The sequence below is a fragment of the Nocardioides ginsengisoli genome (assembly GCF_039537225.1).
Lineage (GTDB): Bacteria > Actinomycetota > Actinomycetes > Propionibacteriales > Nocardioidaceae > Nocardioides > Nocardioides ginsengisoli.
The window spans coordinates 1-18060 of record NZ_BAABAC010000004.1 but is presented as its reverse complement, the minus strand read 5'-3'; the positions used below and the strand labels follow the sequence as shown (position 1 = coordinate 18060).

The following is an 18060-nucleotide window of genomic DNA, read 5'->3' as shown; positions in this document are numbered from 1 at the left end:
CCTGTCCGTGGGGTGATCAGGCTGGAGCGGCGACCCGGCGCATCCGGGCGAGCAGCGACACCGCGCTGATCAGCGCGAGCGTCGCGAGCACCGCCGCGGCGTCGAAGCCGGCGTGGGCGCCGGTCAGGAAGTCGCCGGGCACCGCGTGCGAGGCGTAGACCGAGGCGATCACGGCGAGCCCGACGGCGCCGCCGAGCTGCTGCATCGTCTGCAGCAGGCCGGACGCCGACCCGGCGTGCTCGGGCTCGACGCCCTGCAGCGCGAGCGAGGTGATCGGCATGAAGCTGCCGCCCATGCTCAGGCCCATCGCGAGCAGCGCGGGGAAGACGCCGGTCCAGTAGCTGGTCGTCGCGTCGATCTGGTTGAGGTAGAGGAAGCCGGCGAGCACGCCCGCCGTACCGACGACGATGATCGGGGGCTGGCGGAAGCGGGCGACCAGACGCGGGGTGATCCGCGACATGGTGAACACGGCGAGCGGGATCGGCAGGAAGGCGAATCCGGTCTGCAGCGGGCCGTAGCCGAGGTCGTCCTCGAAGTACTGCACCATCAGGAAGAAGGTCGCCATCATGCCGCCGTAGAGCGCGGCCATGGTGAGCAGCGTGGCGACACGGGTGCGGCTGCGGAGCAGGCCGAGGCGGAGTAGCGGGTGGTTGTGCCGGGACTCGGTGACGACCAGGGCGGCGGCGAGCGCGACGGCGATGACCAGGCCGACGATGGTGTGGGCCGAGACCCAGCCGTACTCGGGGGCCTTGATGAGGGTCCAGACGAGGGTCGCGGCGGCGCCGGTGGAGGTGATCGCGCCGACGATGTCGAACCGGCCGGGGCGGCGCGGGGTGTCGACGACGTGACGGCGGACGGTCAGCAGGACGGCGACGCCGATAGGGACGTTGATGAAGAGGGTCCAGCGCCACGACAGCAGGTCGGTGAGGACGCCGCCGAGCAGCATGCCGAGCGCGGCGCCGCCGGACGAGACGGCCGTGAAGAGGGCGAGCGCCCGGTTGCGGGCGGCCTCGTCGCGGGCGGACGTGGTGATCAGCGCGAGCACGGACGGCGCGGCGATCGCGGCGCCGACGCCCTGGAGCGCGCGGGCGGCGATGAGCATCCAGGACTCGGTGGCGAGGCCGCCGAGCAGCGAGAAGACGGTGAACACGGCGAGCCCGGCCCAGAAGACCGAGAGCCGGCCGAAGACGTCGCCGAGCCGCCCGCCGAGGAGCAGCAGGCCGCCGAAGGCGAGCGCGTAGCCGTTGAGGACCCACGACAGCGACGCGGCGTCGAAGTGGAGGTCGGTGGCGATGTGGGGGAGTCCGACGTTCATGACGGCGGAGTCGAGGACCAGCATGAGCTGGGCCAGCAGCACGATGTAGATGCCGGCGGCGGTCGTCGTCCGGGCGGTCGCCCGGGGAGCCGCGGGAGTGAGCGTGGTGGAAGACAAGGGTGTGTCCTGTTCTGGCCGAGGAGACCGAGGTACTCTTTAGCGGAGGATGACTCCGGTTAGTCCTCCACGATACGGAGGGTGTCTCCGTTTAGCAAGGGGAAAGGTGAACTCGATTGCGCGCCGACGCCGTACGCAACCGTGAGCGGATCGCCGACATCGCCCGCCAGCTCTTCCGCGAGAAGGGCTACGACGCGGTGTCGATGGACGAGGTCGCCAAGACCGCCGGAGTCGGCGTCGGCACTCTCTACCGGCACTTCCCCACCAAGGAGGCGCTCTACGACGCCGCCATCCAGGCCTGGGTCGAGACCGTCAACGCCGCCGCCGACAAGGCGCTCGCCGGCGAGGGCGACGCCCGCGACCGCCTGCTCGCCTGGTTCGAGGCCTACGTCGACTTCCTCACCCGCCACAAGGGCGCGGCCTGGCGGATCACCAGCGCCATGGGCGACGACGACTCGCCCTTCGCGGCCAAGTGCCGCACCTATCTCAACGCCAACCAGCGCGTCGTCGACGCGCTGTCGAGCGAGGGCGCGCTGCGCGGGCATGTCGACGCGATGCAGCTGTGTCGCCTGGTCGGCGGCGTCGCCGCGGTGGTCGACAACAGCGAGCTGGGGCCGGAGGCCGCCCGCTCGATGCTGGTCGTCGTGGCCGACGGCGTCCTCGCGGGCTGATCTCTGCTGCCCTTGCGGCTCCTGCGCTCCGGCCCTGTGGGGGAGTCGTGTGCCTGAGAACCCGGATATCCGGGTTCTCAGGCACACGACCGCTCCCCGCGCAGGCGTACGCCGAGCGCGATGAGGTCGCGCGCCACCTCCTCGGGCTCGTGCCGGATCTCGAAGGCCGACGCGCGGACGACGACGCGGTCGGCGGCGGCGAGTCTCCCGCGGAGCGGGGGAGCGGGCGGTGGAGCCAGCGGGTGAGTCGGTCAGCGGCCCTGGTTGGCCACGGCCGCGGCGGCCGCGGCAGCGGCCTCCGGGTCGAGGTAGCGACCGCCGGGGACGGTCGGGGCGAGGGTGTCCTCGTCGAGCTCGTAGACCAGCGGCATGCCGGTGGGGATGTTGAGCCCCACGATGTCGGCGTCGCTCATCTGGTCGAGGTGCTTCACGATCGCGCGCAGGCTGTTGCCGTGGGCGGCGACCAGGACGGTGTGGCCGGCGCGCAGGTCGGGCACGATGCCGGCGTCCCAATAGGGGAGCAGCCGCTCGATGACCTGCTTGAGCGCCTCGGCGCGGGGCATCTCGTCGCCGAGGTCGGCGTAGCGCGGGTCGCCGACCTGGGAGAACTCGTCGTCGTCGGCGAGCGGGGGCGGCGGGGTGTCGAACGAGCGACGCCAGAGCATGAACTGCTCCTCGCCGTACTCGTCCTTGATCGCCTTCTTGTCCTTGCCCTGCAGCGCGCCGTAGTGACGCTCGTTGAGGCGCCACGACCGGCGGACCGGGATCCAGTGGCGGTCGGCGGCGTCGAGCGCGAGCGCGGCGGTGTTGATCGCGCGCCGCTGCAGCGAGGTGTGGACGACGTCGGGCAGGATGCCGGCCTCCCTGAGGAGGTCGCCGCCACGGACCGCCTCACCGCGGCCCTTCTCGGTCAGGGCCACGTCGACCCAGCCGGTGAAGAGGTTCTTGGCGTTCCACTCGCTCTCGCCGTGGCGGAGCAGGACCAGGGTGAATGTCATGCCCGAGCCCTCAGTGCTCGACGGCGCCGGGCGTGGGCGCCTGGTCGGAGCAGTTGAACGTCGCGTCGCCGTCGGTCTCGGCGCCACCGGCGTCGGCCGCCGCGCCGTCGCTGCTCGCGCCGGCGCTGGCGCTGTTCTTGCCGCCCTGCGGCGTCGGGGTCGGGACGGCGGTGTACTGGTAGCAGTCCTTGACGACCGGCACCTGCAGGCTGATCGTCTGGCCGGTGCTGAAGCTCAGCTCGAGCGGGATGACGTCGCCGGCGGTGAAGTCGCCGGTCAGCGTCACGTCGGAGCCGTCGGCCAGGTTGACCGTGCCGCGGCCGGTGACCTCGACCGGCTTGAACTTGCCGGCCTGGATCGAGGCCGACGAGCTGATGGCCTCGAGCGAGGCGGTCTCGGTGGTGCTGTTGGACAGCGCGCCGATGAGCTGGCCCTCGCCCTTGGCGCGGGCGAGGACCCGGATGCCGAGCGCGTCCATGTCGCCGCCGCGGTCGTTGACGCCCGCGGAGATGTTGTTGACCCGGTCGGTCGGGTAGTGGAAGCCGCAGGACGAGAGCGCGCCGGCTGCGGGAATCAGCAGCAGAAGTCCGGCGATCGCGGTCGGGCGCAGGTGGGGCATGTCGGCAGGCCTCCGGGTCGGTTCGGTTCGAGCGGCCTCACTCTAGCGGGCGCTCTCGGGGGTGAGACGCCCGGCTAGCGGCTGAGGCCGACCTGGGTACCGACGACCACCAGCGCGATCACCACGGCCGCCACATAGACGGTCGAGAGCGCGAGCAGGCGGGTGGCGCCGATCTTCATGCCGAGCTTCAGCGGCAGGTAGGTCCAGCCGTCCTCGTGGTCGGCCACCAGGCCCCACACGGCCCGCATGAAGTGGATGCCGATGCCGAGCGCCGCGGCGAGCGCGACGATCGCCGGCTCGGGCGGGCTGCCCTGGGCCTGGCCGCCCCAGCCGCCGTAGGAGAGGTACGCCGGGAGCAGCGCGAACGACGCCGCCCACGACCACCAGGAGAAGAAGCCGGTGCGGAACACGACGTTGCCGAGCATGCCCACCGCCAGCGACGCCAGGTAGAGGCAGCCGGCGCGGATGCCCGTCGTCCACGACAGCGGGACGACGAGCAGGAAGGCGACCGCGATCGCGTACCAGAGCGTCCCGACCGCGAGCCGGCCCATCGCGACCGGCTTGCCGGTCAGTCCGTGCGCCTGGTCGCGCTGGCGGTCGACGATGTCGTTGTGCCAGCCGAGCATGGTCTGGCCGACCAGCACGGTGATGAGGACGACGCCCGCCTCGCGCGCCGGACGCCCGGTGACGGCCGCGAGCACACCCATGGCGAGGGCGGTGGTGATCGCCTGCTTGGCGTGCGCGGCCTGGAGCAGCTGGACGACCAGCGTGTCGGCCGGCGCCTTGCCGCCGAAGAGCCAGCCGGTCAGGCCGGTGCGCTCGGGAACGTGGGGCAGCGGGATGTACGAGCGGTCGTTCGGGTCGTCGAGCTCGTCGGCGTCCTCGGGCTCGTCGGCCGCCTCGGGCTCGTCGTCGACGTTCGCCTCAGGGGCCTCGGCGGCCTCAGGGGCCTCAGGGGTCTCGTCGCTCACGCCGTCCGTCACCTCAGGAGCCTCGTCGGCCTCATCCGTCGCAGGGGCAACAGCCGGGGGAGCAGCGACGTCGTCCGCCTCCGGGGAGAGCTCGGCGCCGATCTCGGCCTCGGCCGCGTCGATCGTGTCCTCCCCGGAAGAGCGGCCCCGTCGCCAGCGCTGCGTCTTCGCCATGGCGAGCAGTATTGACCACGTTCGCCGAGACTGCTGCCGGACCTCGCCGATCGGGCGATCCGTGCCGCGGCAGGGCCGCCCAAGGCCGTCGCGCGCGGCGCGCCGACGCGACGCGTGATCCTCCTCACGGACCAAAGTCCTGGTCGACGCATAGGTCTGAGCAGTTGTCAAGCCACGGATAGCGCCCCTGACCTGCGCAAACGCATTCGGAGAGTCCTCGATGACGTGGTAAGATAGGACACCCTAGGAAGGGGTTTTGCTCATATGACTTTCACCGTCGGCGAAACGGTCGTCTACCCCAATCACGGGGCCGCGGTCATCGAGAACATCGAGATGCGGACGATCAAGGGCCAGGAACGGCAGTACCTCGTGCTTCGGATTGTTGCCCAGCAGGACCTCGTGGTCCGCGTGCCGGCCGACAACCTGGATCTCGTGGGTGTTCGGGATGTCGTGGACAAGGACGGGCTGGACCGGGTCTTCGGAGTGCTCCGCGCGGAGCACGTCGAGGAGCCGACCAACTGGTCGAGGCGCTACAAGGCGAACCTCGAGAAGCTCCACAGTGGCGACGTCATGAAGGTGGCCGAGGTCGTCCGCGACCTGTGGCGCCGCGAGCGTGACCGCGGTCTGTCGGCAGGCGAGAAGCGGATGCTCGCCAAGGCTCGCCAGATCCTGGTCTCCGAGCTCGCGCTCTGCGAGAACACCAACGAGGACAAGGCCGAGACCATCCTCGACGAGGTGCTCGCGTCCTGACGCTCACCATGTCTGCCTGACTCAGGGCAGTCTCTGCTCCAACCCGACGACGTCATACGGTGGGTTCCGATGAACCCGCATCCGTATGACGTCGTCGGCATTTCCGACCCGGTCTCCGGGATCGTGGTCGAGGAAGGCCGTGGCGCCCTGCCCTTCCACCTGATCCACGGCGAGTCCCTGGTCGCGGCCGCCGCCTGGGCGGCCGGGGAGGCCGGGGTCGACCTGCTCGACCAGACCGTCTCCTGGGACCTCGTCGTCGAGCTCGAGCAGCCGCTGCTGCTCCACGACCCGCTGTGCCCGATGACGCCGCCGGAGTTCCTGCGCCACTGCGCGGAGCGGGCCGCGGTGGCCGACCGGATCGTCGTCGGCGTCCGGCCGGTGACCGACACGGTCAAGGAGGCGCACGGCGAGACCCTGGGCGCGACCGTCGACCGCGAGAGCCTGGTCGCCGTCTGCTCGCCGGTCGTGCTGCCGGCCGGCGTGGTCGCCGACCTGCTCGGCGGCGACGGGCGGCTGCCGTCGACCGACTTCGTGGCGCTGGTGACCACCCTCCGCGAGCGGTACGGCGACGGCCGGGTCGCCCTCGTCGAGGCGCCGCCGACGGCCCGCCGGGTGGCGTCCGCGGACGACCTGGCCCTGCTCGAGGCGCTCACCGACCCGCGCTGAGGCGGCCCTCAGGCTAGGGGAGCAGTCGCTCCGCGACCCGCAGGTCCTCGGCGAAGGTCACCTTGAGGTTGGCCGGTCCGGACGGCACCGCGCGCACCTCGTGCCCGTCGGGGGCGAACTCCGCGAAGGCGGCCGCCGTGTCGGTGCCGTCGAAGCCCGCGTCGGCGGCCGCGCGGTAGGCCGCGAGCAGCGGCTGCGCGCGGAACGCCTGGGGCGTCTGGACGCCGACCAGCCGGGCGCCGGGTCCGCCGGGGGCGGGGGTCGCCGTCCCGTCGCGGGGGAGCAGGCCGGCCAGCTCGTGGGCGGGGACGGCGCCGCCGTGGGTGCGGGCGGTCTCGATGGCCGCCGCGAAGAGCACCGCACTCGCCAGCGGTCGGGCGCCGTCGTGGATCGCGACCACGTCGACGCTGCCGTTGGCGATCCGGGCGGCGAGGACGGCGAGCGCCGCCTGCTCGGAGTCCTGCCGCTTCGCGCCGCCCTCGACGAGCAGCACCTCGCGCTCGCCGATCACCGGCAGCAGCGCGGTGCCGACGTCGGCGCGCTCGCCGGGCCGGTGGACGACGACCACCGGGTCGACGCCCGGGACCTCGAGTGCGGTGCGCACCGACCAGGCGAGCACCGGCACGCCCCGCAGGGGCAGCAGGACCTTGTTGACGTCGGCGCCCACCCGGCTGCCGCTGCCCGCGGCGAGGACGACGACGGCGGCGGTGGGTGAGCTCACGGCCACGAGCCTAGTGCGGCATCGTTTTCGTGGCCGTTACGCGCCGTAACCTCGCCGAGAACAGGGTCGACCTAGGTTCGCGGACATGGCAGGGCGCGGGGCGGGCCGCAGGTCCGTCGAGGAGTGGCAGCCGGTGTGCCGGATGGTCGAGCTCGAGGTCGACCGGGGCGTGACGGCGCTCGTGCACGGGCAGGCGGTGGCGCTCTTCCGCACCGCCGACGACGAGGTCTACGCGCTGGTCAACCACGATCCGTGGGCGCGGCACGCGGGTAGCGGCATCGCGCGGTGGATCGTGGGGCACCGGGGCGACGTCTGGTTCGTGGGCTCGCCGGCGCACCGGCACGCGCTCGACCTGCGCACCGGCCGCTGCCTCGACGACCGACACGTCGCGGTCACGACGTACCCGGTGCGGGTGATCGAAGGTGTCGTCCTGGTCGGACGCCGCTCGGACGCGCCTGCCGGTCGAGCACCCGGTCGATGAGGACGGCGAGCTCGGTGCTCACCAGCTCGCGCCGCTCGAACGGCAGGTAGTGCCCGGCGTCCGGAGCCACGAGGAGCCGGGCGCCGCGGATGCCGCGCGCGATCCTGGCGGCGTGCTCGGGCGGCGTGAGCAGGTCGCGGCTGCCGACGAGCACGGTGGTCGGGATGTCGTCGAAGGCGCTCAGGTTGCCGACCCGGTCGTGGCCCATCATGTCCCGGAAGAAGCCGGCCATCGTCTCGGGGCTGGTGTGGACGAGCTGGTCGACGACCAGGCCGACGTCGCGGGTCCGTGCGGGCCGGCCGAAGAGGAAGCGCCGCGCGACCTGCCGCTCGATCGTCGGCGACTTCTCGCGCCGGCTCAGGCTCAGCATCCGGGCCCGGTTGGCCAGCACGAACGGCAGCCGGTTGCGCAGCAGCGCGCCCGCGACGGCCGGGAGGCCGAGGGTGACCTTGTGCAGCTCGCCGCTGGTGGTGCTGACGAAGAGGACGCCGGCGATGCGCGGCATCAGGTCGGGCCGCTCCTCGGGGATCGCGGTGATCGTCATCCCGCCGACCGAGTGCCCCGCGATGACGAGCGGCCCCTCGGGCGCATAGGTGTCGACGATCAGCCCGAGGTCGCGGGCCAGCAGCGGGATGGTGCAGGCCGACTCCGGCGCGCGGTCGGAGCGGCCGTGCCCGCGGTGGTCCCAGGTGATCAGCCGGATGTCGTGTCCGTAGCGGGCGAGCAGGTCGGTCACCTGGTAGTGCCAGTCGGCCTCGTCGGCCGTCCAGCAGTGCGACAGCAGCACGGTCACGGCCGCGTCGGGCCGGCCGTGGGTCGTGACGTGGATGCGCAGGCCGTCCTCGGTGATCACGGTGTGCTCGGACACGCCGTCAGGATGTCAGCCGGCGAGCAGCGCTGTCGCCACCGCGGCGACGCCTTCGCCGCGACCGGTCAGCCCGAGCCCGTCGGTCGTGGTCGCCGACAGCGACACCGGGGCGCCGAGGACGCCGGACAGCGCGGCCTGCGCCTCGTCGCGGCGCGGCCCCACCTTGGGCCGGTTGCCGATCACCTGGACGGCGACGTTGACGATCGAGAAGCCGGCCGCCTCGATCCGCCGCCGGGTCTCGCCGAGCAGCGCCGCGCCGCTGGCGCCCGACCACGCCGGCTCGGCGGTGCCGAAGTTGCTGCCGAGGTCGCCCAGGCCGGCCGCGGAGAGCAGGGCGTCGCAGGCTGCATGGGCGGCGACGTCGGCGTCCGAATGGCCCTCGAGCCGGACGTCCTCGTCGGGCCACGTCAGCCCGCCGAGCGCGAGCGGCGGGTCGTCCGGCGTACGGGGGACGAGGCGGTGGACGTCGGAGCCGATGCCGACGCGCAAGCCGGTGGTGTTCACGCGCCGATCATGCCTGAGACAGAATCAGTTGCGTGAGGACCTCCCGTCTCTGGTGGGCGCTCGCCGGTCTGCTGGCGGGTGCCGTCGGGCTGGCGCTGAGCTACGCCGCCGCCGCAGTGCTGCGCGTCCGCGTGGCGCCGGTCGTCGCGGTCGCCGAGGGTGTCACCGCCCTGACGCCCGGCCCGGTGGCGCGCTGGGCGATCGACACGTTCGACACCAACGACAAGCTGGCGCTCGTCAGCGGGATCCTGGTGATCCTGGCCGTCGTCTTCGCGCTGCTCGGCCGGGCCGCCCGGCAGCGCTGGTGGCTGGCCGTGACCGGGTACGTCGTGCTGGCCGCGGTCGGCGTGGTCGCCGTGGTCGCCGAGCCGAACACCGCGTTCGTCGACTTCGTCCCGATCGCGATCGGCCTGCTCGCCTGGATCGTCACGCTGGCGGTCCTGGCCGAGTGGCTGCGCCGCTGGGAGCTCGTCGAGGCCGGTGGCGAGCCGGCGGGCGAACCGACCCGCACCCGGCGCAACTTCCTCGCCCTCGCCGCGGTCACCGCGGGCATCGCCGTCGCGGGCGGCCTGGTCGGCCGGGCCGCGGGCGCCGCGCGCCGCAAGGCCGAGCAGAGCCGGCGGCTGCTGCGGATCGAGGGCGTCACCGCGCCCGCCGTCCCCAAGGGCGTCACCGTCGGCGTCGAGGGCGTCGCGCCTTGGCAGACCCCGAGCTCCGACTTCTACTTGATCGACACGGCCTTCATCAAGCCGACCATCGCGCCCGCCGACTGGGAGCTGCGGATCCACGGCATGGTCGAGCGCGAGCTCCGCCTGTCCTACGACGACCTCGTCTCGCGCGAGGTCACCGAGGACTGGATCACGCTCAACTGCGTCTCCAACGAGGTCGGCGGCAAGCTCGTCGGCAACGCCTGGTGGAGCGGCGTCCGGCTGGCGCCCATCCTCGCCGAGGCCGGCCCGCTGCCCGGCGCCGACGCCGTCCTGCAGACCTCCGACGACGGCTGGACGTGTGGGACGCCGCTGCGCGTCCTGACCGACGAGCGCAACGCGATGCTCGCCGTCGCGATGAACGGCGAGCCGCTTCCGATCGAGCACGGCTTCCCGGTCCGCACCCTCGTCCCGGGGCTCTACGGCTACGTGTCGGCGTGCAAGTGGGTCGTCGACATGGAGGTCACGAGGTTCGACCGGTTCTCGGCGTACTGGACCGACAAGGGGTGGTCGGCGCAGGGCCCGGTCAAGATCGCGTCGCGGATCGACGTGCCCCACGACGGCGCCGACGTCCCGGCCGGCGAGGTCGTCTGCGCGGGCGCGGCGTGGATGCAGCACACCGGCATCTCCGCGGTCGAGGTCCAGGTCGACGGCGGCCCGTGGCAGCCCGCGACCCTCGCCAACGTGCCGAGCGTCGACACCTGGGTGCAGTGGCGGATCAGCCTGACGCTGCCCGAGGGCGACCATCGGCTGCGGGTGCGCGCGACCGACAAGGACGGCAACGTCCAGACCGGCGCGATCGCCGACGTCGTGCCCGACGGCGCGACCGGCTGGCACACCATCGCGATCACCGCGAAGGCGTGACCTACCAGCTGCCGGAGGAGCCCTTCGGCAGCGGGTGCGCGGCGTCGTGGACGACATACGCCATACCGCCCGACGCCTCCAGCCAGAGCTTCTCGAACTGCGCGCGGTCGTAGACCCGGCGCACGGTGGCGCTCGAGGGTGCGGCCGGGTCGTTGGCGATCACCGCGCCGTCGCGGGTGAAGCCGACGATGACGAGCAGGTGGCCGTTGGACGCCGAGATCGGGGCGCCGGTGAGCTGGCCGCGCCGGAACGCGACCGAGACGATCGGCGGGATGCCGGCCTTCACCAGCACCTCGGCGTCGCGCAGGCTGCGCAGCCGGGTCACGAACGCCTTGCCGGCCTGCCGGGCGGCGTAGGCGGTGTTGAACGGCCAGTTGCCGGTGCCGCGGTAGGCGTGGTCGTAGGTCGCCCGCGCGGCCGCGTCGACCCACGGGTCGGTGTGCCCGCGCGGCACCCAGGAGTAGGAGCTCGGCGCGGGGAGCCTGCCGTAGTAGCCGAGGACCATCGACGTCGAGGTGGGGGAGCACCATGCCTCGCCGCCTCCGCCCCACTGCGGGTAGTGGCCGATGTGCGCCATCTGCGAGTAGCGCGGGACCGGGAGCTCGATGCCCTTCGCGACGCCCGGGGCGGACGTCGGGCCGGCGGCGGCCGGCAGCTGCGAGGTCATCACGGTCGCCAGGTCGAGCCGCGGCACCGAGCGCTTGCCCTGCTGGCGGTGGATCTCGACCCGCAGCTGGTACGCCGTGAGGCCGGCCGAGCGCCAGGTGTCGGTCGCCAGCGTGGTGCCGTCGTCGGCCTGCGCGCCGCCCGACGTCCGCATCAGCACCGCGTCGCCGGACGCCCAGCGGGCGAGCGTGTCCCAGGAGGTGGCCGTCCCGGCCGCCGTGCGGCCGCGGACCTTCAGCTCGATCCACGAGGAGCCCGGCGTGCGCGCCGACCACGACGCGATCAGCTCGGTGAACGTGAAGCCGGGCGTGCCCCACGGCCCCGTCCAGCGGGCCGCGTCGTAGGTGCGGCCGGCGAGGCGGGTGGCGCGGTAGCCCCGGTCGAAGGCGAGCTGGCCGTCGGCGGTGACCCGCGTGCCGCGCGTCTTCCCGGTGCGCCAGTCGGCCGCGGCGTCGTACTGGTGGAGGTCGATGCGGCGGTCCGAGACGGTCGCGGCGGTGACGCTCTCGTGACGTGGCTCGGGCGAGCGATCGAGGGTGACGGCGACAGCGCCGGCGGCGAGTGTGCCGGCGAGGGCCAGGGCGAGGGGCATGGGGAAGCGGCGCACTGCCTCACGGTACGTCACATCCGTCACTTCCGTAACAGGCGGCTCACGTCCTGTGCTTTCGGGGGTCCACGGGGGCGGAGCCCCGTGCGTGAGGGGGACCGCGACGGATCCCTAGACTGAGCCGGTGACCATCCGTCTGTACGACACCGCGACCCGCGAAGTGCGTGACTTCGTGCCCCTCCGCGAGGGCAAGGTCGGTCTGTACGTCTGTGGTCTCACGGTCCAGAGCGAGCCTCACGTCGGGCACGTCCGGTCGGCGGTCAACTTCGACGTGCTCCAGCGCTGGCTGCGCCACCGGGGCTTCGAGGTGACGTTCATCCGCAATATCACCGACATCGACGACAAGATCCTGACCAAGTCCGCCGAGCAGGGCCGGCCCTGGTACAACCTCGCCTACGCGATGAAGATCGAGCTCGACCGGGCCTATGTCGCGCTCAACGTCGCGCCGCCGACCTACGAGCCGGCCGCCACCGGGCACATCCCCGAGATGGTCGAGCTCATCGAGCGGCTGATCGAGCGCGGCCACGCCTACCCGGCCGCCGACGGCAGCGGCGACGTCTACTTCGACGTTCGCTCCTGGGCGCCCTACGGCGAGCTGACCCACCAGGGCGTCGACGACATGGAGCCCGCCGCCGACGCCGATCCGCGCGGTAAGCGCGACCCGCGCGACTTCGCGCTGTGGAAGGGGCGCAAGGAGTCCGAGCCGGAGACCGCGTCCTGGCCCAGCCCGTGGGGCCGCGGCCGGCCGGGCTGGCACATCGAGTGCTCCGCGATGGCGGGCAAGTACCTCGGCGACGCCTTCGACATCCACGGCGGCGGCGTCGACCTGCGCTTCCCGCACCACGAGAACGAGCAGGCCCAGTCGCGCGCGGCCGGCGGCGCCTTCGCGTCGTACTGGATGCACAACGCGTGGATCACGACCGCCGGCGAGAAGATGAGCAAGTCGCTCGGCAACACGCTGAGCATCCCGTCGGTGCTGCAGCGGGTGCGGGGCGTCGAGCTGCGCTACTACATGGTGGCCGCCCACTACCGCTCGCACGTGGAGTTCTCCTTCGAGGCCCTCGACGAGGCGGCGACCGCCTACCAGCGCATCGAGGGCTTCCTCAAGCGCGCCGCCGACGTCCTCGGCGAGCTGCCCGACGACGGCGTCGCGGCCGCCGACTTCGAGGTCGCGATGGACGACGACCTCGGCACGCCCGCCGCGGTCGCGGCGCTGCACGAGGTGGTCCGCGAGGGCAACAAGCTGCTGGCCGCGGGCCCGTCACCCGCGCTGCGCGACACCGCCGGCTCGGTGCGCCGGATGCTCGACATCCTCGGCGTCGACCCCTATGACTCCGCCTGGGCCGCGACCGGCTCGGGCTCCGGCGCCGAGGAGCGGCTGACGGCGGCGGTCGACGCACTCGTCGCCGGCCTCCTCGAGGAGCGCACCCAGGCGCGCACGGACAAGGACTGGGCTCGTGCCGACGCGATCCGCGACCGGATCAAGGCCGCCGGCATCGAAGTGACCGACACTCCTGACGGACCTACCTGGACGGTGAGCTGAACACATGGCTGGAAATTCGAGCCGCAAGGGCGCGATCCGCAAGTCGAGCAAGCGGCCGCAGGCCGGCTCCGGCGGACAGGTCCGGCGCGGCCTGGCCGGCAAGGGGCCGACGCCCAAGGCGACCGACCGCGAGTACCACAAGGCGCACAAGATCGCCGAGGCCAAGAAGCGCGCCGAGGCCAAGAAGGGCGGCGGCCCGCGTCGTCGTACCGGAGGCGACGAGTGGATCGCCGGCCGCAACCCGGTGGTCGAGGCGCTGCGCGAGCGGGTGCCGGTGACGTCGGTCTACGTGGCCGAGGGCGCCGAGCGCGACAACCGGCTGCGTGAGGTCTTCCGCCTCGCTGCCGAGCACGGCGTCGGCCTGCTCGAGGTCAGCCGCCGCGAGCTCGACCGGCTCACCGACGGCGCGGTGCACCAGGGCCTCGCGGCCCGCATCCCGGCCTACGAGTACGCCCACCCCGACGACCTTCTCGACGCGGCCGAGGAGTCCGGCGAGAAGCCGCTCATCGTGATGCTCGACTCGATCACCGACCCCCGCAACCTGGGCGCGATCGTCCGCAGCGCGGCCGGCTTCGGCGCGCACGGCGTCGTCATCCCCGAGCGCCGCGCGGCCTCGATGACGGCGGCGGCGTGGAAGACGTCCGCCGGCGCCGCGGCCCGCTGCCCCGTCGCGCAGACGGTCAACCTCAACCGCCAGATCAAGGACTACCAGGAGGCCGGCTGCTTCGTCGTCGGCCTGGCCGCCGACGGCGACCTGACGCTGCCCGAGCTGGTGGCCGACGACGACCTGGCCCGCGGTCCGCTCGTGATCGTGGTCGGCTCCGAGGGCGACGGTCTCTCGCGGCTGGTGGCCGAGAACTGCGACCGGCTGCTGTCGATCCCGATGGCCGGCGTCCTGGAGTCCCTCAACGCGGGCGTGGCGGCCTCGGTCGCGCTGTACGCCGTCGCGGAGGCGCGCGCCCGGCGCTGACCGTGCAGCCGATCCCACGACGTCGTCTGGTCAAGATCCTCGGCTACATCGCGGCCTGGGTGGTGATGTCGCTCGCCATCGCGGTGACGCTCTTCGTCTCCAGCGAGCGCACGGTCGACATCGCCAGCCACCGGGCGACGGTCAGTCCGGACTTCTCCGGACGGGTCGTGGTGCACACCGGCCCGGTGCTGCCCGACGTCCGGCTGCCGTCGGGCTCACGACTCGGCGTCGACGTCGTGCTGGGCAAGACCGACGCGACCTCGCTCGACGAGCTGATGACCCGCTATGCGGCCATCGCCTCGCAGCCCGAGGGCCAGATCGCCGCCGTACGACGGGCGATCGGGTCGATGGCGGTCGCCGCGCTGGTGCAGGGCGCGGGCCTCGGCGCGCTGCCGCTGGTGGCCTGGGCCGCCGTGGGCAAGCAGCGCCGTCGCGAGATCTACCGGCGGCTGCGCGGAAGGGACGGCTTCGTCGCGGCAGGGGTGGTCGTGGTGCTGGCCGCCGCGATCCTCGTGCCGATCGACTGGGCGAAGCCCGACGCGCCGGCCGAGCGCTGGCAGTCGCTGCGGTCGTTCGTGGGCCCGGACGTCGAGCTGCCCGCCGAGGTCCGTGGCGTCGAGGTGATGTCGGACGCCACGACCGAGGAGTCGCACCGGCTCATCGAGAGCGTGGTGAGCGGCTACAAGCAGGGTCTGGAGTTCTACTCGCGCGCCGCCGAGACCGCGACGATGCTGGGCCTGCGGCTGCCGGAGCAGGACGAGAAGGTCACCCTCCTCGTCTCCGACCGCCACGACAACATCGGCATGGACAAGGTCGCCCGCGCGATCGCCGACAAGGTCGGCGCCACGACCGTCTTCGACGCCGGCGACGACACCTCGACCGGCAGCCGCTGGGAGGCGTTCTCGCTCGACTCCGTCTCGGCCGCCTTCCACGACTTCGAGGGCCGCTGGGCGGTCGCCGGCAACCACGACAACGGCAGCTTCGTGCGTTCGCGGATGGAGAGCCTGGGCTGGACCTACTTCGACGACGAGGTCATCGACGGCCCCGACGGCTCGCGGATGCTCGGCGTCGACGACCCGCGCTCCAGCGGCCTCGGCAACTGGAAGGACGAGAAGGGCCTCAGCTTCGCCGAGGTCGGCGACCGGCTCTCCGACGCGGCCTGCACCGCCGACAAGGCCGGCGACCGGCCCAACGTGATCCTCGTCCACGACGCGGCGATGGCGAAGGGCGCGCTCGAGCGGGGGTGCGTCGACCTGGTGATCGGCGGCCACATCCACGTCCAGAGCGGGCCGACCGCGATCACCGGCGCCAACGGCAAGATCGGCTACACCTACACCGTCGGCACGACCGGCGGCGCGGCCTACGCGATCGCGGTGGGCGGCAAGCTGCGCCGTCCGGCGAGCATCGCGCTGATCACCTACAAGTCCGGGCGGCCGGTCGGGATCCAGTCGATCCTGCTGCAGACCAACGGGCAGTGGGAGGTCGCTGCGTGGGTGCCGCTGACCTACTGATCAGTCACCACGCCGAGGAGGGCGCGCGCCGACCGCCGTACTAGGTTGCGGCCATGGGAACGACCGTCGATCGCCTGCTGCCCACCGACGAGGCCGAGGAGCTGCTCGGCCTCGCCCGCGAGATCGCCACGAAGGAGCTGGCGCCGCAGGTGGCGGAGATGGAGGAGCGCGCGGAGTTCCCCGAGGCGGCCTACCGGCTGCTGGGGCAGTCGGGCCTGCTCAGCCTGCCGTTCGCCGAGGAGTACGGCGGCGGTGAGCAGCCGTACGAGGTCTACCTGCAGGTCGTCGAGGAGATCGCCACCGCGTGGCCGAGCGTCGGCGTCGGCGTGAGCGTGCACGCGCTGACCGCGACCGTCGTCGCCGCCAACGCCTCGACCGAGGTCAAGGACGCGTGGCTGCCGCGGATGCTGTCGGGCGACTGGCTCGGCGCCTACTGCCTCTCCGAGCCGCAGGCCGGCTCCGACGTGAGCGGCATCCGGACGGCGGCCGTGCGCGACGGCGACGACTATGTCGTCAAGGGCACCAAGCAGTGGATCTCCAACGGCTCGTGCGCCGACTACTACATCCTCTTCGCCCGCACCTCCGACGACCCCAAGCGCGGCCTGTCGGCGCTGATCGTCCCCGACGGCACCGAGGGGATGACGTTCGGCGCGCCCGAGAAGAAGATGGGCCTGCACTGCGACGTCACCACCCAGGTGCTCTTCGACGGCGCCCGGATCCCGGCCGGCCACCTGGTCGGCGAGGAGGGCGCCGGGATGCGGGTCGCGCTCTCCGCCCTCGATGCCGGCCGCCTCGGCATCGCCGCCGTCGCCACCGGCATCGCCCAGTCGGCGCTGGCGTTCGCGGTCGACTACGCCAAGGAGCGCGAGCAGTTCGGGCGCACGATCGGGGAGTTCCAGGGCATGCAGTTCCTGCTCGCCGACATGGCCGCCGACGTCGAGCGCGCACGGGCGGCGTACCTGCACGCGGCCCGGCTCAAGGACGCCGGCCGCCCGTTCTCGCGGCAGGCCTCGATCGCCAAGCTCACCGCCACCGACGCCGCGATGCGGGTGGCCACCGACGCCGTCCAGGTGTTCGGCGGCAACGGCTACACGAAGGACTATCCGGTCGAGCGGCTGATGCGCGACGCGAAGGTCACCCAGATCTTCGAGGGCACCAACCAGATCCAGCGGATGGTGATCGGACGGGACCTCCTGCGCTGAGGTTGGTGACGCTTCTCTAGGGTGTGTTCCTGAGAATTCGCTGAGGGTGCTCGGGGCCCCTCGACTCGGAAGGGACTCCACCCATGGGAAAGAGCATCCTGCTCAAGCTCGGCAGCATCGCGATCGCGATCGTCGTGGCGCTCGGCATCTTCCTCGTGAAGAGGATCGGCGCGGAGAAGATCGAGGAGGCGAAGGCCCCGAAGGTCGGCGAGTGCGTCAACCTGACCGGCTCCAGCTTCAACGCCGACCACGAGGAGATCGGCTGCGGTGACGCCCTGGCGACCTACAAGATCGTCAACAACAAGGGTTCGTGCGACGACGCCGAGATCAACTACACGATCTCGCTCGGCTCCAAGGACTCCGGCAATGTCGCCGACCTGTGCCTGAAGCTGAACGCCGCCAAGGGCGACTGCTTCGACGTCGGCGGCACCACCTCGCCGGCCAAGAAGGTCGACTGCGCCACCACCAAGGGCCAGACGAACGTCGTGGTCGTCGACTCCGTCGGCAAGAACTCCGACAAGTGCGCCGGCAAGGCGCAGCCGGTCGAGAACAAGCTGCGCGACGAGCTGGTCTGCGTCCTGCCGAACGCGTGACGCCTCAGTGCTGGCGGCGGTTGAGCAGCACGATCAGCAGCACCGCCGCCAGCACGATCCCGGCGCCGGCCACGGCCCACGGCCACGGCGCCCACAGCTCCGTGCAGGACGTCGTGCTCCCCGAGGTGTGGCACACGGTGCCCGGACCCTCGCGGTTGAGCCACGCGACGTACAGCAGTGGGAGGCCCGCACCCGCCACCGCGGCGAGCAGGACGGCGTCGCGCAGCGCGCCCAGCCGCAGGCCGACGTAGGCCAGGAGGATCGCGGCGGCGAGCAGGAAGATCCCGATCGTCAGCAGGGACACCATGCCCAGCCCGGCGCACGCGCCGACCGCCGCCCACCAGGCGTAGTGCCAGGCGGCGCGACGCCGTACGGGGTGCAGCCGCGGGGTGTCCTGGGTGAGCTGCATGTGCTGACGCTACGCCCGGTGGGGCGTTCCGTGACCGGTCCCGAGGCGGGTCTGCCGCCGTCCGGGCTCTAGGTGTACTGACCACGGACGTTAGGTACGGCGCGCCTGCTGGACGATGACGAAGACCTCCGGG

The 18060-nt window shown here is 72.4% G+C and carries 19 protein-coding genes; 10 read left to right on the top strand and 9 right to left on the bottom strand.

Annotated features, from left to right (window positions below):
- Positions 1-16: 16 nt before the first annotated feature.
- Complete coding sequence (locus AB4880_RS01230; RefSeq protein ID WP_367917377.1) at positions 17-1432, bottom strand: MFS transporter; 1416 nt, start codon at positions 1430-1432, stop codon at positions 17-19.
- Positions 1433-1548: 116 nt separating this feature from the next.
- On the opposite strand from AB4880_RS01230, the gene AB4880_RS01225 reads away from it, so the two are divergent.
- Positions 1549-2103: a TetR/AcrR family transcriptional regulator gene (locus AB4880_RS01225; protein ID WP_367917376.1), complete on the top strand. Its 555-nt coding sequence runs from the start codon at positions 1549-1551 to the stop codon at positions 2101-2103.
- 251 nt (positions 2104-2354) lie between these two features.
- On the opposite strand, the gene AB4880_RS01220 is transcribed toward AB4880_RS01225, so the two are convergent.
- The 3 genes from AB4880_RS01220 to AB4880_RS01210 all read right to left on the bottom strand — a co-directional run bounded on the left by AB4880_RS01220 (position 2355) and on the right by AB4880_RS01210 (position 4865).
- Positions 2355-3101, bottom strand: coding sequence for a phosphoglyceromutase (locus tag AB4880_RS01220; protein ID WP_367917375.1), 747 nt, complete (start codon positions 3099-3101; stop codon positions 2355-2357).
- Between the two features lie 10 nt (positions 3102-3111).
- A complete protein-coding gene (locus AB4880_RS01215; RefSeq protein ID WP_367917374.1) occupies positions 3112-3720 on the bottom strand; it encodes a copper chaperone PCu(A)C in 609 nt (202 codons plus the stop codon).
- Positions 3721-3794: 74 nt separating this feature from the next.
- Positions 3795-4865 (bottom strand): UbiA family prenyltransferase, encoded by a 1071-nt coding sequence (locus AB4880_RS01210; RefSeq protein WP_367917373.1) that lies wholly within the window; start codon positions 4863-4865, stop codon positions 3795-3797.
- 264 nt (positions 4866-5129) lie between these two features.
- Between AB4880_RS01210 and AB4880_RS01205 the strand changes: the two genes are divergently transcribed.
- Positions 5130-5615: a CarD family transcriptional regulator gene (locus tag AB4880_RS01205; protein WP_028654642.1), complete on the top strand. Its 486-nt coding sequence runs from the start codon at positions 5130-5132 to the stop codon at positions 5613-5615.
- A gap of 69 nt (positions 5616-5684) precedes the next feature.
- On the top strand, positions 5685-6281 hold the full coding sequence (locus tag AB4880_RS01200; RefSeq protein WP_367917372.1) for a 2-C-methyl-D-erythritol 4-phosphate cytidylyltransferase: 597 nt from the start codon (positions 5685-5687) through the stop codon (positions 6279-6281).
- Between the two features lie 13 nt (positions 6282-6294).
- On the opposite strand, the gene AB4880_RS01195 is transcribed toward AB4880_RS01200, so the two are convergent.
- Positions 6295-7002: an IspD/TarI family cytidylyltransferase gene (locus AB4880_RS01195; protein ID WP_367917371.1), complete on the bottom strand. Its 708-nt coding sequence runs from the start codon at positions 7000-7002 to the stop codon at positions 6295-6297.
- A gap of 85 nt (positions 7003-7087) precedes the next feature.
- Here AB4880_RS01195 and nirD point away from each other — a divergent pair, with 85 nt between their 5' ends.
- Complete coding sequence (gene nirD, locus AB4880_RS01190) at positions 7088-7483, top strand: nitrite reductase small subunit NirD (RefSeq protein WP_367917370.1); 396 nt, start codon at positions 7088-7090, stop codon at positions 7481-7483.
- On the opposite strand, the gene AB4880_RS01185 is transcribed toward nirD, so the two are convergent.
- Together AB4880_RS01185 and ispF are read right to left on the bottom strand one after the other, a co-directional pair.
- A complete protein-coding gene (locus AB4880_RS01185) occupies positions 7395-8351 on the bottom strand; it encodes an alpha/beta fold hydrolase (protein WP_367917369.1) in 957 nt (318 codons plus the stop codon). The genes nirD and AB4880_RS01185 overlap by 89 nt on opposite strands.
- Positions 8352-8363: 12 nt before the next feature.
- Positions 8364-8855: a 2-C-methyl-D-erythritol 2,4-cyclodiphosphate synthase gene (gene ispF, locus AB4880_RS01180; protein WP_367917368.1), complete on the bottom strand. Its 492-nt coding sequence runs from the start codon at positions 8853-8855 to the stop codon at positions 8364-8366.
- A gap of 32 nt (positions 8856-8887) precedes the next feature.
- Between ispF and AB4880_RS01175 the strand changes: the two genes are divergently transcribed.
- Positions 8888-10426: a molybdopterin-dependent oxidoreductase gene (locus AB4880_RS01175; RefSeq protein ID WP_367917367.1), complete on the top strand. Its 1539-nt coding sequence runs from the start codon at positions 8888-8890 to the stop codon at positions 10424-10426.
- 1 nt (position 10427) lies between these two features.
- Here AB4880_RS01175 and AB4880_RS01170 read toward each other — a convergent pair whose 3' ends face one another.
- Entirely contained in the window at positions 10428-11699 is a 1272-nt protein-coding gene (locus tag AB4880_RS01170) for a C39 family peptidase (RefSeq protein ID WP_367917366.1), read from the bottom strand.
- A gap of 124 nt (positions 11700-11823) precedes the next feature.
- On the opposite strand from AB4880_RS01170, the gene cysS reads away from it, so the two are divergent.
- From cysS to AB4880_RS01145, 5 genes are all read left to right on the top strand, one after another.
- Positions 11824-13242, top strand: coding sequence for a cysteine--tRNA ligase (gene cysS, locus AB4880_RS01165; RefSeq protein ID WP_367917365.1), 1419 nt, complete (start codon positions 11824-11826; stop codon positions 13240-13242).
- A gap of 4 nt (positions 13243-13246) precedes the next feature.
- Positions 13247-14212, top strand: a complete 966-nt coding sequence (gene rlmB, locus AB4880_RS01160; RefSeq protein WP_367917364.1) for a 23S rRNA (guanosine(2251)-2'-O)-methyltransferase RlmB — start codon at positions 13247-13249, stop codon at positions 14210-14212.
- A 2-nt stretch (positions 14213-14214) separates the two neighbouring features.
- A complete protein-coding gene (locus tag AB4880_RS01155; protein WP_367917363.1) occupies positions 14215-15723 on the top strand; it encodes a metallophosphoesterase in 1509 nt (502 codons plus the stop codon).
- A 53-nt stretch (positions 15724-15776) separates the two neighbouring features.
- Positions 15777-16925: an acyl-CoA dehydrogenase family protein gene (locus AB4880_RS01150; protein ID WP_367917362.1), complete on the top strand. Its 1149-nt coding sequence runs from the start codon at positions 15777-15779 to the stop codon at positions 16923-16925.
- Positions 16926-17008: 83 nt separating this feature from the next.
- Positions 17009-17518 carry an LppU/SCO3897 family protein gene (locus AB4880_RS01145; RefSeq protein WP_367917361.1) on the top strand — a complete coding sequence of 170 codons (510 nt, stop codon included), beginning with the start codon at positions 17009-17011 and terminating at the stop codon, positions 17516-17518.
- Positions 17519-17522: 4 nt separating this feature from the next.
- Here AB4880_RS01145 and AB4880_RS01140 read toward each other — a convergent pair whose 3' ends face one another.
- The gene (locus tag AB4880_RS01140) at positions 17523-17927 is read right to left on the bottom strand and encodes a hypothetical protein (protein WP_367917360.1); all 405 of its coding nucleotides are present in this window, start codon (positions 17925-17927) and stop codon (positions 17523-17525) included.
- Positions 17928-18060 lie beyond the last annotated feature (133 nt).

Bases quoted from the DNA above. Each gene is read 5' to 3' on its own strand.
- rlmB (WP_367917364.1), top strand. From the start codon at position 13,247: ATGGCTGGAAATTCGAGCCGCAAGGGCGCGATCCGCAAGTCGAGCAAG.
- nirD (WP_367917370.1), top strand. From the start codon at position 7,088: ATGGCAGGGCGCGGGGCGGGCCGCAGGTCCGTCGAGGAGTGGCAGCCG.
- AB4880_RS01215 (WP_367917374.1), bottom strand. From the start codon at position 3,720: ATGCCCCACCTGCGCCCGACCGCGATCGCCGGACTTCTGCTGCTGATT.
- AB4880_RS01200 (WP_367917372.1), top strand. From the start codon at position 5,685: ATGAACCCGCATCCGTATGACGTCGTCGGCATTTCCGACCCGGTCTCC.
- AB4880_RS01210 (WP_367917373.1), bottom strand. From the start codon at position 4,865: ATGGCGAAGACGCAGCGCTGGCGACGGGGCCGCTCTTCCGGGGAGGAC.
- AB4880_RS01150 (WP_367917362.1), top strand. From the start codon at position 15,777: ATGGGAACGACCGTCGATCGCCTGCTGCCCACCGACGAGGCCGAGGAG.
- AB4880_RS01145 (WP_367917361.1), top strand. From the start codon at position 17,009: ATGGGAAAGAGCATCCTGCTCAAGCTCGGCAGCATCGCGATCGCGATC.
- AB4880_RS01220 (WP_367917375.1), bottom strand. From the start codon at position 3,101: ATGACATTCACCCTGGTCCTGCTCCGCCACGGCGAGAGCGAGTGGAAC.
- AB4880_RS01205 (WP_028654642.1), top strand. From the start codon at position 5,130: ATGACTTTCACCGTCGGCGAAACGGTCGTCTACCCCAATCACGGGGCC.
- AB4880_RS01140 (WP_367917360.1), bottom strand. From the start codon at position 17,927: ATGCAGCTCACCCAGGACACCCCGCGGCTGCACCCCGTACGGCGTCGC.